We start from the raw sequence: 13,663 nt of genomic DNA, 5'->3' as shown, positions 1-13,663 counted from the left end.
AAAAACTACGCTCCAGTTTTTGAATTAATTATCTTTAACTGTGATATCCCCATTAACAATTTTTTGTTTATATTCTTTAACTGCTTTCCAAGCTTTACTTGATAAATTATCATTTACCAAATCAACACCATTGTCTTTAAGATCATAATAAACTGTTTTTCCACCAGGGAACTTGTTTTTCATGGCTTTATTTGAAAGATCTTTAACTGCTGTACCAACTTCTTTAACAGCAGATGCTAAAGTAACATTACCACCTGAATACTTACCATCAGCTTTTTGATCTTGATCAACACCAATTACCCAAACGTTTTTATTACCATTTTTACGTAAGTTTTTAGCTGCAGTGAAAACGCCAGAACCAGAACCACCGGCAGCGTGAAAAATAACATCTGCACCAGAGTTATACATTGCTGTTGCAAGTGATTGTCCTACATCAGCTTCTGAAAATGAGCCAACATACTTAACATCAACTTTAATGTTTGGATTAACTGAATGTACCCCTTGAATATAACCTTTCTCAAAGGCTGTAATAACATCACTTTGTACTCCGCCAATAAAGCCAACGTGGTTTGTCTTAGTTGTTTCAGCAGCTGCGACACCAGCTAAAAATGAAGACTGTTCTGCTTTAAACATTACAGAAGCAACATTTTTTTGTTTGATAACTGAATCAATAATTACAAAATTAACTTTTCTATTTTGCTTAGCAGCAGTTGTGATTGCACTATCTAACTTATAACCTGTACCAACAATTGTTTTGTAACCCGCCTTGATTAACTTGTTGATATTAGGTGAAAAATCTGAATCTGAACTTGATTGTGCATAGTTATAACCATTAATACCCTTAGTTAAGCTGTGTTCCTTACCCCAAGCTTTTAAACCTTCCCATGCTGATTGATTAAATGACTTATCATCAATCCCACCACCATCAGTTACGATAGCAACAGTGTGTTTTGTACCCTTACTTGAAGAACTTGAATTACCACAACCGACTAAAAATGTCCCTAACATCACAGTTGCAGCGAGCATAGCAGCTACTCTTTTTTTCATTGGTAATACCCTCCAAAATGTTTTTTCATGATTACTATATTTCTAAGTATTACATTTTTTTAAAATTAAATCAATATATTTTTGCTTGTTTAGTATAAATAGTTCGCTTTTTATATAATTTACAAAGATATAGGCTTCGTGATATACTTATAATCGTATCTAAAACGAACTTTATAAAAAGTTTACATATGTAAGTAAATTTAAATATTTGTCTTTAAGGGGTGTTTTTTTGAAAAAAGTATACTTTAACCAAGATGGTGGCGTAGACGATATAATATCATTATTTTTATTATTGCAAATGCCAGATATTGAACTAATCGGTACTAGTGTTATGGGGGCAGATAGTTATCTTCATCCAGCACTTGAAGCTAGCCGCAAAGTCATCGATCGTTTTGGTAATGGCTTAAAAATTCAAGTAGCTGCATCCAATGCTCGACCTGTCCATCCTTTTCCTAAAGAATGGCGCTTAGATGCTTATTCTGAAAATTCTTTGCCTATTTTAAATGAAAAGGGAAAAATTGTAACACCAGTTGCATCTAATCCTGCTTATCTTGATTTAATTACTAAGTTAAAAAAACAAGAAGAGCCAATTACGCTTTTGTTTACCGGACCGCTCACCGATTTAGCTTCAGCACTTTTAGCAGATAGTTCAATTTGTAAAAACATTAAGGAATTAATTTGGATGGGTGGCACCTTTTTACAACATGGTAATGTTGCCGAACCAGATAGTGATGGAACCCAAGAATGGAATGCTTTTTATGACCCTGAAGCTGTTAAAACGGTTTTTGATTCTCCTATAGACATAACTATGGTTGCTTTAGAAAGTACGAATAATGTTCCCTTAACACCAAAAATCCGCTCTATGTGGGCTTCAGAGCGGAATTTCTTAGGAATAGACTTTATTGCAAATAGTTATGCTTTTGTTCCTGAACTTGGTTTATTTGAAACAAACTCTACTTACTACCTCTGGGATGTTTTAACAACTTGTTATTTTTATAAACCCGAGTTAGTTAAAACAAAAATTGTCAACTGTGATGTTTCCACTATATATCCAAGTGATGGGCGCACATACTTAAAAGATTCTGGACGTCCAATAAAACTTGTATATGATGTAGAGCATGATGCTTTTTTTGATTTAATTATGCAACTAGGAAAAAAAGCTAAATAATGCAATTTAGTAAAGTCTGAGACAAAAAGTCCCAGGCTTTACTTATCTCCTGAAAACGTGCACCAAAAAGGCAGCTAGTTGCGCTTAACCCCGTAATCTAGATAATTACAATCCGAATTATCCGATTATGACGTTAATGCTTTCCGACTAACTGCCTTTTGCTCTATTCTCTTATTATCTATGCAAACTTTTGTTTAGGTGGATATACTTTATCTTTGTGTGCACGTACCAATCTTAATGCATTCATTACAGCGATTAAAGTAACACCCACGTCTGCAAATACTGCTTCCCACATTGTTGCAATTCCTATAACTCCTAGAGTTAAGAAAATAACTTTTATACCTAGCGCAAAAATTATATTTTCCCATACAATTTTTTTAGTGCGCATTGCTATTTTTATAACATGTGGAATCGCACTAGGTTCATCAGACATTAATACTATATCTGCGGCTTCAATCGCTGCATCTGAGCCAAGTGCCCCCATTGCAATACCAATATCAGCTTGTGCTAAAACTGGTGTGTCATTTAATCCATCACCTACAAAAGCTAATTTTTCTCCCGGTGCTAATGTATCCTTTAATTTTTCAACTTCTGTCACTTTATCTTGTGGAAGCAATTCACTTTTAACCGTAATTCCTAGCTCATCTGCTATTTGTTGTCCTACGATAGCAGAATCTCCGGTCAACATAACTTGTTCAGTTACACCAAGTTCACTAGCTTGTAAAAGAGCTTCTTTAGAATCTGGTTTCAAAGTATCTGCTATGGCAAGCGCACCTATATATTCATTTCCATAAACAACATATGCCATTGTTGCTGCAATATCTAATTTAGGTGGAACTATTTTTAATTCTGTAAGTAATTTAATATTACCCACACTTATTGTTTTATCCTTATAGTCGACTTGAACACCTAGACCCACAAGCTCTTTGTCATTATCAACTTGATATTCTTTTATATCACCCGAAAAATGTTGCACAATTGATCGAGCAATTGGATGTGGTGATGTTTGTTCTGCTAATGCAGCTAATAGTAATACTTCATCTTCAGTATGATTATGTGCTGGAACTATTTGTGTTACACTAAATTTTCCTTGCGTTAAAGTTCCCGTTTTATCATAAACAATTTTTTTCACTTTAGTTAAAGCTTCCAAATAGTTGCTTCCTTTAACTAATACACCTGCACGAGAAGATGCACCAATTCCACCAAAAAAGCCTAATGGAATCGAAAGAACTAACGCACATGGGCAAGCAATAACTAAGAAGACACAGGCACGATAAATCCAAGGTACAAATGGTTGACCTAGTAACAACGGAACTCCAATTGCTAACATCATCGCAACGATTACGACTACAGGTGTATATATCTTAGAAAAGCGCGTAATGAAGTTTTCTGTAACTGCCTTTTTCTCACTTGCTTCTTCTACAAGCTGCAAGATTTTAGACACAGTTGATTCTCCAAATGCTTTTGTAACTTTCAATTCTAAAGTACTATTTTTTACTATACTTCCACTTAAGACTTCTTGTTCTTTTTCAACTAAACGCGGCTTGGTTTCACCTGTTAAAGCAGATGTATCTAAGTAACTGCTACCCGTTAAAACAATTCCATCTAATGGAACCCGTTCTCCTGGATGAACAATAATCGTTGCACCAACGTTTACCTCTGATGGTGCTATTTTTTCAAAAGAACCTTCTTTTAATTTCAAATTTGCATAATCTGGACGCAAATCAAGTAATGATGTTATTGATTTTTTTGACTGTGAAACTGCCATGTCTTGGAAGAAATCGCCAATACGATAAAACAGCATCACTGCAACAGCTTCAGGAAATTGCTTAATTGCAAGTGCACCTATTGTTGCAATAGTCATTAAGAAATTTTCATCAAAGAAATCACCCTTCATTATATTTCTGATTGCTTTTGAAATAACCGGTCCCCCTACAATTAAATAAGCTCCCACATATAATATAACTTTAAGAATAAAGTTCACATTGACTACATATAAGAAAACTAAAATTCCAGCACTAATTATTACTTGCAATAATGCCTTCTTATTTTTCTCATTTAAATCGCGTAATGAAAATAGCATCTTTGATAACCTCCTTTTTGAACATATGAACATATGCTCATATCTTTTGACAATAGTATATCATTAAGAAACTAAAAATTCAAGTGAACTTTCATTGCGTAGGTAAATTTTTTAGCGTAAAATTATCTTGTGTAAATTAACTATACTAGGTGGATATATTATGGTAGAAAAAAACGCGTCACTCCCAACTGATGGAGAAACAGAGCGTAGTGTTCAAATCTTTAAAGCTTTTGGCGATCAAACTCGCTATCGAATATTATATTTACTGTTTGAACATGAACTTTCAGTTAACGAAATTGCAGATATAATTGGTCTTTCTCAATCTGCTATCTCACACCAACTAAAAATTTTACGACAAACAGGACTAGTTAAAGGAATTCGTGCTGGTCAAAAAATCAACTACGAGTTAGCTGATAAACATATCATCATGATTTTTCAACAAGTCAAAGAACATATTAGTGAAGATTGACGATATTACCAAATTTTTAGTCTTTATAATTTAATTATTTTGTTTATGTAGAAAGGTTTCTGCTATGATAGAAAAGAATTTTAGTGATCTTTATAGTGAATCTCTAAATAAAATGTCTGATTTAACTCCCAAGCAACGCAAAGTTTTAGCAGCTGCGCTTGAGCTTTTTTCTACTCAAGGGTTTGATGCAACTTCTAGTTCACAAATCGCTGCAAAAGCAGACGTTGCCCTTGGTTCGGTTTATCAACATTTTCCCAATAAACATGCCCTATTAGCTGCAGTTTTAACCCCTTTATTTGGTTCAGCATTTCAACGTTCAATCAGCGAATTTGTAACTAATACGCTTAGCGTACATTATGAATCGCTAGACTCCTTTGTCACATCTTTGCTTTCTGATCGAATAACTTATATCAATAACAACTTCAAAGAAATAAAAATTATGTTTGGTCAACTGCTAACTAACAAAGAATTTTTGCAATTATTAAAAGATGTTTTTAATCACGAATTGTTAGTAGAAGCTACACCAACTATTGAACGTTTAAAAGAAGAAGGTAAATTGGTTAACCTACCTAATGATGTTATAGTACAATTTTTTTTAGGACAATTTGCAGTGTATTTTGGAAAGCTTCTTATGGAAATCAAACCACGAAGCTTAGATGAAGAAATTACATATTCTAGCAAACTTGTTATTAATGCTCTAAAACCACGGTAATTTTTACTGTGTAATATATCAAAAAAATGGAGGTCTTTTGCTATGCAAATTGGATTTATTGGAACAGGTGTGATGGGCAACGCCATTGCTGTTAACCTACTTAAAGCTGGACATACGTTAACCGTTTTTAATCGTACCAAAAGTAAAACAGATAACTTGGTTAATTTAGGTGCTACTTGGGCTGATTCACCTAAGTTAGTTGCTCAAAAAAGTGATCTTGTTTTTACTATGGTTGGTATGCCTACAGACGTTGAAAATGTTTATTTTAATGACGATGGGATTTTTGCTGGTCTTACAGCTAATAAAACAGTTGTTGATTTAACCACAAGTCGTCCCGATCTGGCTAAAAAAATCTATAGTTATGCCAAAAGCCATGCTATTTTTGCACTTGATGCACCTGTTTCCGGTGGTGATATTGGCGCTAAAAATGCCACTTTGACTATTATGGTTGGTGGTGAATTATCCGTTTTCAACCAAATCGAAGCTATTTTTAAAGAAATTGGTCAAACCGTTAACTATTTTGGTCCTGCTGGTTCTGGTCAACATACTAAAATGGCTAACCAAATCATGATTGCCGGTACCATGACCGGATTAACTGAAATGTTATTGTATGCAAAAGCTGCCAACTTGGATTTAAACAAAGTTTTAGCCACGGTTGGTGGTGGTAGTGCTGCTAATTGGAGTTTATCCAATTATGGTCCTCGTATTTTAAAAGATGACTACACGCCTGGCTTCTTTGCACGCCATTTTCTAAAGGATTTACGCATTGCTTTAGATGAAGCAGATAAAATGAACCTAACTTTGCCTGCTACTACTGAAGCTAAACGTCTATATGAAGTAATGGTTGATGAATGTCATCTTGGTGATCAAGGAACACAAGGCTTAATTAACAGTTATAAATAAAAAACAATCTGTGTATCACTTTTGTATAGTTATAAGAGAGTGAGCCAAGAGGCGGTTATCTAGTAACTTCTTGGATCACTCTCTTATTTTTTATTCAAATTACCTAATAACTTTCTGTTTTCTTGTCGTCTCTCCTATAATAATCCTAGGCTTTATCAAAGTTGATTTCACATTTTCTTTATTAATTAGTTTTAACATCATTTCCACCATTGTTCTTGCAATTTCCTTAAGCGGCTGTTCAACTGTCGTTAACTTATGTAACGAAAACTGACTAATAAATACTCCATCAAAGCCTGTAACACCAACATCAGCAATTCCGCATTCTTGAATCCTTTGTAATACTCCAATAGCAATCCTATCTGTTGCCGAAACAATTGCTGTTTTTTCCTTTAAGTCTAGTTGGTTAACAAGCGCAGCAGCTTCATGTTCATCATTATTAATCATAAAAATATGTGCTTTTCTTTTATTTTCTATAATAGCAGTCTCATAACCTTTTTTACGCTCAAGTGAAAAATCTTCTTTTAGATTTAATCCTATATAAATAATATTTTGATAACCTACAGAAATTAAGTATTTAGTTATCATAAATGTGCCCTTTGCATTATCTATATCTACATATGGAATTTCTTGCCCTACTTTACCATATGAAACAATCGGATACGGTAATTCAGTTAACATCTTTAAATCGCTCTTTCTTGCACCACTTACAAAAGTCCCGTCTACTTGGCTTGCATGATATGTTGCATCATGATTTATTTCTAATGTATAGCCTTCATTTCTTAAAAAATCTGCAATATACAGTAGTAATTTAGCATAGTATGGATCGACTTTTTTAACATCTTCTAAAATTAAAAACTGGATCACGAATTGCCTTTGTTTTGATAAAGCCTGTCCCACCCTACTTGGCTTATATCCCAATTCAGAGATTGCCTTTTGAACACTAAGCCTAATTTCTTCAGAGACCTGTTCTGGATGATGCAATACACGTGAAACAGTCATTGTGGAAACATGCGCTCGTTTAGCTACATCTGTTAAAGTTATCAATTAATATCACCCTTTCATTATTAATATACACTATCAAAATTATTACGGCTCTCACAAAGAAAATATTCAAAAATAAGTTCTAGCTTATTAAAAACCCATCTACATGCTAGTATAATTAACTAAGCAACAAATTACTATATAGTCAAAAATCATGTTAGCGCTAACATCGATAAAAGGGTTTATCAAAAATAATCTAGATGCTACAATTGCTTTGTGAAATCGATTTCAACATCTTAACAAGGAGTTCTAATTTATGAATAGTAATAAAATAAAAAATACTTTACCTGATTTATCTTTAGGCACTATATGGATGTTAAGCTTTGGTTTTCTTGGTGTTCAAATGGCTTTTTCACTTCAAAGTTCGCAAATGAGTCGTATATTTCAAACCCTAGGTGCTGATCCAACCAAATTAGGATTTTTCTTCATTTTACCTCCTTTAGCTGGTATGATTGTTCAACCAATAGTAGGTTACCTATCTGATAGAACTTGGAGCGCTAGATGGGGACGTAGAATGCCCTACCTACTTGTTGGAGCTATAGTATCAGTAATTGTTATGTTTTTATTGCCAAATTCTGGGAGTTTCGGTTTTAAAACTTCTACCGCTTTATGGTTCGGAGCAATTGCTATTTTATTCATGGATTTAAGCTCTAATGTTGCTATGCAACCATTTAAAATGGTTGTTGGAGATATGGTAAATGAAAAACAAAAATCTTACGCTTATTCTATTCAAAGTTTCTTATCAAATACAGGTTCTGTTTTAGCAACAATTTTCCCATATGTGTTAACAGCAATTGGTGTTGCTAATACGGCTACCGCTGGGAATGTGCCAGATTCAGTTAAAATATCATTTTATGTAGGAGCAATTGTTTTAGTTATTTTTTCTTTAATTTCTGTATTTTCAGTACATGAATATGATAATGATACTTATAAAAAATATCATGGCGTTGCTTTAAATGATTCCGCAGATAGTCAAAAGAAGAATATCCTCCAGCTATTGAAAGAGGCACCAAAGACATTTTGGATGGTATCATTAACCCAATTCTTTTGTTGGATGGCATTTCAATATCTTTGGACATATGGTTCTGGTACAATAGCCGCAACAGTTTACCATTCTTCCAATGCAGCAAGTAGTGGTTATCAAGCAGGTGCTAATTGGTTTGGTGTTTTATCTGCTGTTTATGCTATTGCAGCTGTAGTATGGTCTCTTGTTTTATCGAAGATTCCAGCAACCAGAAATAAATTTGGCTATTTTACGTCACTTCTTTTAGGCTCTATTGGATTTGCCTCTGTCTTTTTCGTACATTCACAGTATGGTTTGATTATTTCATTTATATTAATTGGAATATCTTGGGCCTCAATGATGGCATATCCATTTATAATGGTTACAAATGCACTTGAAGGATACTCACATACTGGAACCTATTTAGGCCTCTTTAATTGTTCAATCTGCCTTCCTCAAATAGTCGCTTCTGTACTCTCATTTGCTTTATTTCCTGCATTAGGAAGTAGTTTTCAAGCAATGATTCTAGTTTCTGGTATTTTAATGTTAATTGGAAGCTTTTCTGTATTAATTATTAAAGAAAAAGCATAAGGGGGATTTTTTATGTCTAATACTCGTTGGTGGAAAAATGAATTAGTTTATCAAGTATATCCACGTTCTTTTCAAGATACGAATGCCGATGGAATCGGTGACTTACAAGGAATCATTGCTCACTTAGATTACTTAAAATCCTTAGGCGTTACTATGCTATGGATTTCACCTATTTATCAATCACCGATGGTCGATATGGGATATGATATCTCAGACTATCAAGCCATTGATCCACGGTTTGGAACTATGGCTGATTTTGATGAACTACTGGCTAAAAGTAAACAACTCGGAATCAAAATTATTATGGACTTAGTTGTTAATCACACTTCAAATCAACATAGCTGGTTTAAAGAAGCACTTAAAAATCCAAACAGTCCTTATCGTGATTATTATATTTTCAAAAAGACTACTGATGGCAATGTTCCAAATAATTGGCGTAGTATTTTTGGTGGCTCGACTTGGACAAAAGTTCCAAATGAACCAAATACCTTCTATTTCCATACATTTGCTCCTCAGCAGCCAGAACTTAACTGGGAGAATCCTAAACTAAGAGCTGAAATCTATCAAATGATTAATTGGTGGCTTGAAAAAGGAATTGCTGGCTACAGGATTGATGCTATCACACACCTAAAGAAAGATCTTGATTGGGCTAGCTTGCCAGCTGATGGCGACGATGGTCTCGTCTCAGTAACCAAAAAAGGCCAAAATCGGCCCGGTTTGAATGTCTTTTTAGATGAGCTTAAAGAAAAAACATTTGATAAATATAACGCCTTGACAGTAGGTGAAGCATATGGTGTCCCCGATAGTGATTTACCTAAATTCATTGGCCCTAACGGATATTTTTCTATGATTTTTGATTTTAGCTATATGAACATCGACATTAAAGATGTAGATGAATGGTATCGTGGTAGTGCAGATTGGAAGGTAAAAGAATTAAAACAAACTATTTTTGATTTTCATAAAGCTACGACAACTGCAAAAGGTTGGACCGCAAATGTCCTTGAAAATCATGATCAACCGCGCGTACTTTCTAAGTTAATCAAAAATAAAAAGGAGCAAACTCCATTAGCAGCCAAAGCATTAGCTACAATGTACTATTTCTTACCAGGAACTCCGTTTATATATCAAGGACAAGAAATTGGCATGAAAAACTTTAAGCGTTTGGATATCTCTGAATTCAATGATATTTCTTCAATTAACAACTATGAAATAGCACTTAAAAAGGGTTATAGTAAATCTAATGCGCTTAAACTCATCAATGCTCGCTCAAGAGACAACGCCAGAACACCTATGCAATGGAACAATACACTATATGCTGGTTTTTCAAAAGTTTCTCCTTGGCTTGCTATGGGAACAGATACTATTGGTATTGATGTCGCTACTGAGGAAAAAGATCCTAGTTCAACTCTGAACTTTTATCGCCAGCTTGCCAAACTTAGAAACAATCCATTATACAATGACATTTTTATTGATGGCACTCTTAACGAAATCCAAGAACTACCTGAAAATGTCATTGGTTATACTCGTAATTTGGATAACAAGACAATTTTTGTATTGGTAAACCTCTCAGCTTGTCATTACGATATTTCTGTTTCTGTTGGAAAAATTATCCTAAATAATTCATCTACAGTTACTCAAACAAATACTTCGCTTCATCTAGCTAAATACCAAGCTATTGTGGCTATCAAATAAATATAGTACGTGCTACTTAACGGAACAAAGACGATTACTAAAAATGTAATTAGGATCATTAAGGTAGACGAAGTTATGTACGACTAGCTACCTTTGAACACACTCATATATTCAAAAATAAAAACAGAGTCTGGAATAAAAGTTCCAAACTCTGCTTTTATTTTCTAACTAATCATTTTCATGCAAAAAAGATGATAGTTTTTTTAAACCGACACGTAATGTCTCTGGATCACAACAATATCCCAAGCGTGCATGCTTAGGAAATCCAAATGCAGCACCTGGAATTAATAAGACACCTGTTTTCTTTAATAAGCGTGTAAAAAAGCTATAATCTTCTTCTTCAAATTCTAGTTTAATAAACGCTGTGGATACATTTTGAGGTAAGACGAGTGAAACCTTAGGCTCTGTTGTCGCCCAGTTTTTTACTATTTCGATATTATTTTGGATTATCTGCTGATTACGTAAAATAATTTGCCTACGATTTTTTAATGCCTGAATAGCTAAAGCATCGTTCAAAACACCACCACAAATCATAGTATAGTCGCGATACTTACGTAAAATATCGGCTACTTCGAGACTCGATGCCGTCCATCCAATCCTAATTCCTGGTAACGAATACGTTTTTGACATCGAATTAGATGCAATTCCTTTTTCATAAATATCAGCAATTGAAACAAAATCCTCTTTTTGCAATAACGGTTCATAGACCTCATCAACTAATACATATGCATCTACCAAACGTGCAATTGCCACTATTTCTTCAAGGTCCTTTCTCTTAATCCAAGTTCCAGTGGGATTATTTGCACTGTTTAGTGTAATCATCTTAGTTTTTTCTGTTACTAATTCTTTTAACTCATTAATATTAAACTGCCATCCATTTTTTTCTTGCAAATGGACAAATTTAACTTTAGCCCCAAACGACTTAGGAATATCATATAGTTGTTGATAACTTGGTACCATGGATACTACTTCATCACCAGGTTCAACAAGTGCATATAAAGCTAACAAGTTCCCACCTGTTGCACCATTTGTTTGTAAAATACTATCAGGTTTAATATTTTGATATAACTGAGCTACTAATCTTTTAAATTCTTCCGAGCCTTCAATTGCACCATAATCTAATGGTTGCTTTGCATAATTATTGAAAAATTCTGCAACACTAGTTCCATCTAAACCGATTAATTCTTCTAAGGTTAGTGCCTTAATTGAGCTTTGTGAAATATCATAAGTTGCCTTAGTTTCCCATTTATTTAACCATGCTTCTACACCAAATTCAGGTAGTTTCATCTTGCTGCCTCTTTCTTTGAAATGTACTTATGTAAACTATACGTGATATAGCTATAGTTTTCAACAAACATCCCACCCTTAATTAACAATTCCATTGTAGAATGGCGGTAGCTTGAACATTCCTGCTTCTTCAAAAGCATGGCCCACTTCAAATAAAACATCTTCTCTTCCTTTGGCAGCCATCAATTGAACCCCTAAAGGCATTTTTTTACTTATAGCTATCGGCAAGCTTAATGCTGGATTACCAGTTAGGTTAGCCAGTTGTGTAAATGGCGTAACTGCTAAACTTGGTTCAAACATCTCATAAATCATAGCAGCATTTTCTTCTATTGAAATATCTTGTGGCGCTAACAACTCTGGAACAATATTTTCCGTACGTGCAGCTAATTTAGGTGCTGTTTGTGCTGTTGTTGGCGTTAGATACAAGTCATACTGTGTAAAAAAGCTATCAACTTTATCCGCAGCAGTATCCCAGGCATTCAAGGTCTGGATATAACTTTTAGCGCTAAGTCGCTGTCCATATTGATTAAGTGCCCATGTTAACGGCTCAACATCTTTTTGAGTTACCGTTCGCCCAATTTTTTGCGCTATTTCATCAAACATTGCCGCTGTTTCAGCACCATTCATTGCGTAATATGTTTCCATTGAGGCATGACCAGCAATTTTAGGTGTATCTTCTTTTATCTCACAACCAAGTTCTAACTGTAAAAAAGAAGCAGCTTTTTCTACCGCTGCTACAGCTGCTGCATCGACTGGAGTTCCTACAGGAGATTTTGTATTTATTGCTACACGTAATGGTCGTGTGCTAAAATCATCATCTAAAAAATGCATCCATTCTGTTTGCGGTGCTTGATAAGGTGCTGTATCTGCCTGAGACCTTAAACCATAAAACAAGCGCTTGGTATCACGCATTGAGATTGTTAGTGCAAAATCAATAGCAGCTCCTTGCCAACTACGCCAACTGTCTGGTCCAACTGGTATTGTTCCACGAGTTGGTTTTAACCCCACTAATCCATTAAAAGAAGCCGGAATTCGAATAGACCCACCACCATCACTTGCTAATGCTAATGGAAATATCCCAGCTGCAACTGCTGCTGCAGCTCCACCGCTAGATCCGCCTGGTGTATGTGCTAAGTTCCATGGATTACATGCATTTCCATATAATACCGAATCAGTCACATTTTTAAAGCCAAACTCTGGGGCATTTGTTGTTGCCATAGGAACAAGACCAATTTTTTTTACTTGCTTAATAAAATTTGTATCCTCTTTGGCAACTACATCTTTAAATAACTTAGTCGCTGCAGTCACTGGTAAGCCTGTAGCTGCTTGACTTAATATTTTCGTAGGTACTGGTAGCCCAGCAAAAAGTTGGTCATTAACATCCAACATCTGTTGATAAGTATTCTTCCCGACCACGGGGTTGAAACTAACTAATGCATTGAGCTGCGGATTTAAATTTGCAATTTTGCGTTGCAACATTTGTATCATTTCTTCAAAACTAACTCTACCTAAACGCAATTGATCTGCCCAGTATGTCGCATCTGCTACCATGACGGCTAACTCCTCCCTTATCATTATTGAAATCGTTATCTTTATTGTACACTTAGTTTTTACGTTTTTAAATATAGAACTAGAAAAACTAAATAATCGCAGACTCTCAGACAGAG

At 34.7% G+C, this 13,663-nt stretch carries 11 protein-coding genes; 6 read left to right on the top strand and 5 right to left on the bottom strand.

Annotated features, from left to right (window positions below; translation table 11 throughout):
• Nucleotides 1-24 precede the first annotated feature (24 nt).
• A complete protein-coding gene (locus LB941_RS00710; RefSeq protein WP_253358585.1) occupies nucleotides 25-1,047 on the bottom strand; it encodes a BMP family lipoprotein in 1,023 nt (340 codons plus the stop codon).
• Between the two features lie 229 nt (nucleotides 1,048-1,276).
• Between LB941_RS00710 and LB941_RS00705 the strand changes: the two genes are divergently transcribed.
• Nucleotides 1,277-2,215, top strand: coding sequence for a nucleoside hydrolase (locus LB941_RS00705; protein ID WP_253358583.1), 939 nt, complete (start codon nucleotides 1,277-1,279; stop codon nucleotides 2,213-2,215).
• 178 nt (nucleotides 2,216-2,393) lie between these two features.
• Here LB941_RS00705 and LB941_RS00700 read toward each other — a convergent pair whose 3' ends face one another.
• Entirely contained in the window at nucleotides 2,394-4,298 is a 1,905-nt protein-coding gene (locus tag LB941_RS00700; RefSeq protein WP_253358581.1) for a heavy metal translocating P-type ATPase, read from the bottom strand.
• 160 nt (nucleotides 4,299-4,458) lie between these two features.
• Between LB941_RS00700 and LB941_RS00695 the strand changes: the two genes are divergently transcribed.
• The 3 genes from LB941_RS00695 (at nucleotide 4,459) to LB941_RS00685 (ending at nucleotide 6,382) form a co-directional block, all read left to right on the top strand.
• A complete protein-coding gene (locus LB941_RS00695) occupies nucleotides 4,459-4,767 on the top strand; it encodes an ArsR/SmtB family transcription factor (RefSeq protein WP_253358579.1) in 309 nt (102 codons plus the stop codon).
• A 64-nt stretch (nucleotides 4,768-4,831) separates the two neighbouring features.
• The gene (locus tag LB941_RS00690; RefSeq protein WP_253358576.1) at nucleotides 4,832-5,479 is read left to right on the top strand and encodes a TetR/AcrR family transcriptional regulator; all 648 of its coding nucleotides are present in this window, start codon (nucleotides 4,832-4,834) and stop codon (nucleotides 5,477-5,479) included.
• A 42-nt stretch (nucleotides 5,480-5,521) separates the two neighbouring features.
• Complete coding sequence (locus tag LB941_RS00685) at nucleotides 5,522-6,382, top strand: NAD(P)-dependent oxidoreductase (protein ID WP_253358574.1); 861 nt, start codon at nucleotides 5,522-5,524, stop codon at nucleotides 6,380-6,382.
• Between the two features lie 99 nt (nucleotides 6,383-6,481).
• On the opposite strand, the gene LB941_RS00680 is transcribed toward LB941_RS00685, so the two are convergent.
• Nucleotides 6,482-7,426, bottom strand: coding sequence for a LacI family DNA-binding transcriptional regulator (locus LB941_RS00680; protein WP_253358572.1), 945 nt, complete (start codon nucleotides 7,424-7,426; stop codon nucleotides 6,482-6,484).
• 253 nt (nucleotides 7,427-7,679) lie between these two features.
• On the opposite strand from LB941_RS00680, the gene LB941_RS00675 reads away from it, so the two are divergent.
• Nucleotides 7,680-9,017: an SLC45 family MFS transporter gene (locus LB941_RS00675; RefSeq protein WP_253358570.1), complete on the top strand. Its 1,338-nt coding sequence runs from the start codon at nucleotides 7,680-7,682 to the stop codon at nucleotides 9,015-9,017.
• Between the two features lie 12 nt (nucleotides 9,018-9,029).
• Nucleotides 9,030-10,709, top strand: coding sequence for an alpha-glucosidase (locus tag LB941_RS00670; protein ID WP_253358568.1), 1,680 nt, complete (start codon nucleotides 9,030-9,032; stop codon nucleotides 10,707-10,709).
• Nucleotides 10,710-10,877: 168 nt separating this feature from the next.
• Here the strand turns inward: LB941_RS00670 and LB941_RS00665 are convergent, their stop codons facing one another.
• Both LB941_RS00665 and LB941_RS00660 read right to left on the bottom strand, forming a co-directional pair.
• A complete protein-coding gene (locus LB941_RS00665) occupies nucleotides 10,878-11,996 on the bottom strand; it encodes an aminotransferase (protein WP_253358566.1) in 1,119 nt (372 codons plus the stop codon).
• 78 nt (nucleotides 11,997-12,074) lie between these two features.
• Nucleotides 12,075-13,547: an amidase family protein gene (locus LB941_RS00660; RefSeq protein ID WP_253358564.1), complete on the bottom strand. Its 1,473-nt coding sequence runs from the start codon at nucleotides 13,545-13,547 to the stop codon at nucleotides 12,075-12,077.
• Nucleotides 13,548-13,663: the final 116 nt, after the last annotated feature.

It is taken from the genome of Ligilactobacillus ubinensis (assembly GCF_024160875.1).
Taxonomy (GTDB): domain Bacteria; phylum Bacillota; class Bacilli; order Lactobacillales; family Lactobacillaceae; genus Ligilactobacillus; species Ligilactobacillus ubinensis.
Note: the sequence above shows the minus strand (reverse complement) of the source record. Positions and strands in the feature narration are given on the sequence as shown.

What these genes read in the sequence shown, in the direction of transcription:
- LB941_RS00710 (WP_253358585.1), bottom strand. Translation starts at nt 1,047, where the DNA reads ATGAAAAAAAGAGTAGCTGCTATGCTCGCTGCAACTGTGATGTTAGGG.
- LB941_RS00700 (WP_253358581.1), bottom strand. Translation starts at nt 4,298, where the DNA reads ATGCTATTTTCATTACGCGATTTAAATGAGAAAAATAAGAAGGCATTA.
- LB941_RS00695 (WP_253358579.1), top strand. Translation starts at nt 4,459, where the DNA reads ATGGTAGAAAAAAACGCGTCACTCCCAACTGATGGAGAAACAGAGCGT.
- LB941_RS00690 (WP_253358576.1), top strand. Translation starts at nt 4,832, where the DNA reads ATGATAGAAAAGAATTTTAGTGATCTTTATAGTGAATCTCTAAATAAA.
- LB941_RS00685 (WP_253358574.1), top strand. Translation starts at nt 5,522, where the DNA reads ATGCAAATTGGATTTATTGGAACAGGTGTGATGGGCAACGCCATTGCT.
- LB941_RS00675 (WP_253358570.1), top strand. Translation starts at nt 7,680, where the DNA reads ATGAATAGTAATAAAATAAAAAATACTTTACCTGATTTATCTTTAGGC.
- LB941_RS00670 (WP_253358568.1), top strand. Translation starts at nt 9,030, where the DNA reads ATGTCTAATACTCGTTGGTGGAAAAATGAATTAGTTTATCAAGTATAT.
- LB941_RS00665 (WP_253358566.1), bottom strand. Translation starts at nt 11,996, where the DNA reads ATGAAACTACCTGAATTTGGTGTAGAAGCATGGTTAAATAAATGGGAA.
- LB941_RS00660 (WP_253358564.1), bottom strand. Translation starts at nt 13,547, where the DNA reads ATGGTAGCAGATGCGACATACTGGGCAGATCAATTGCGTTTAGGTAGA.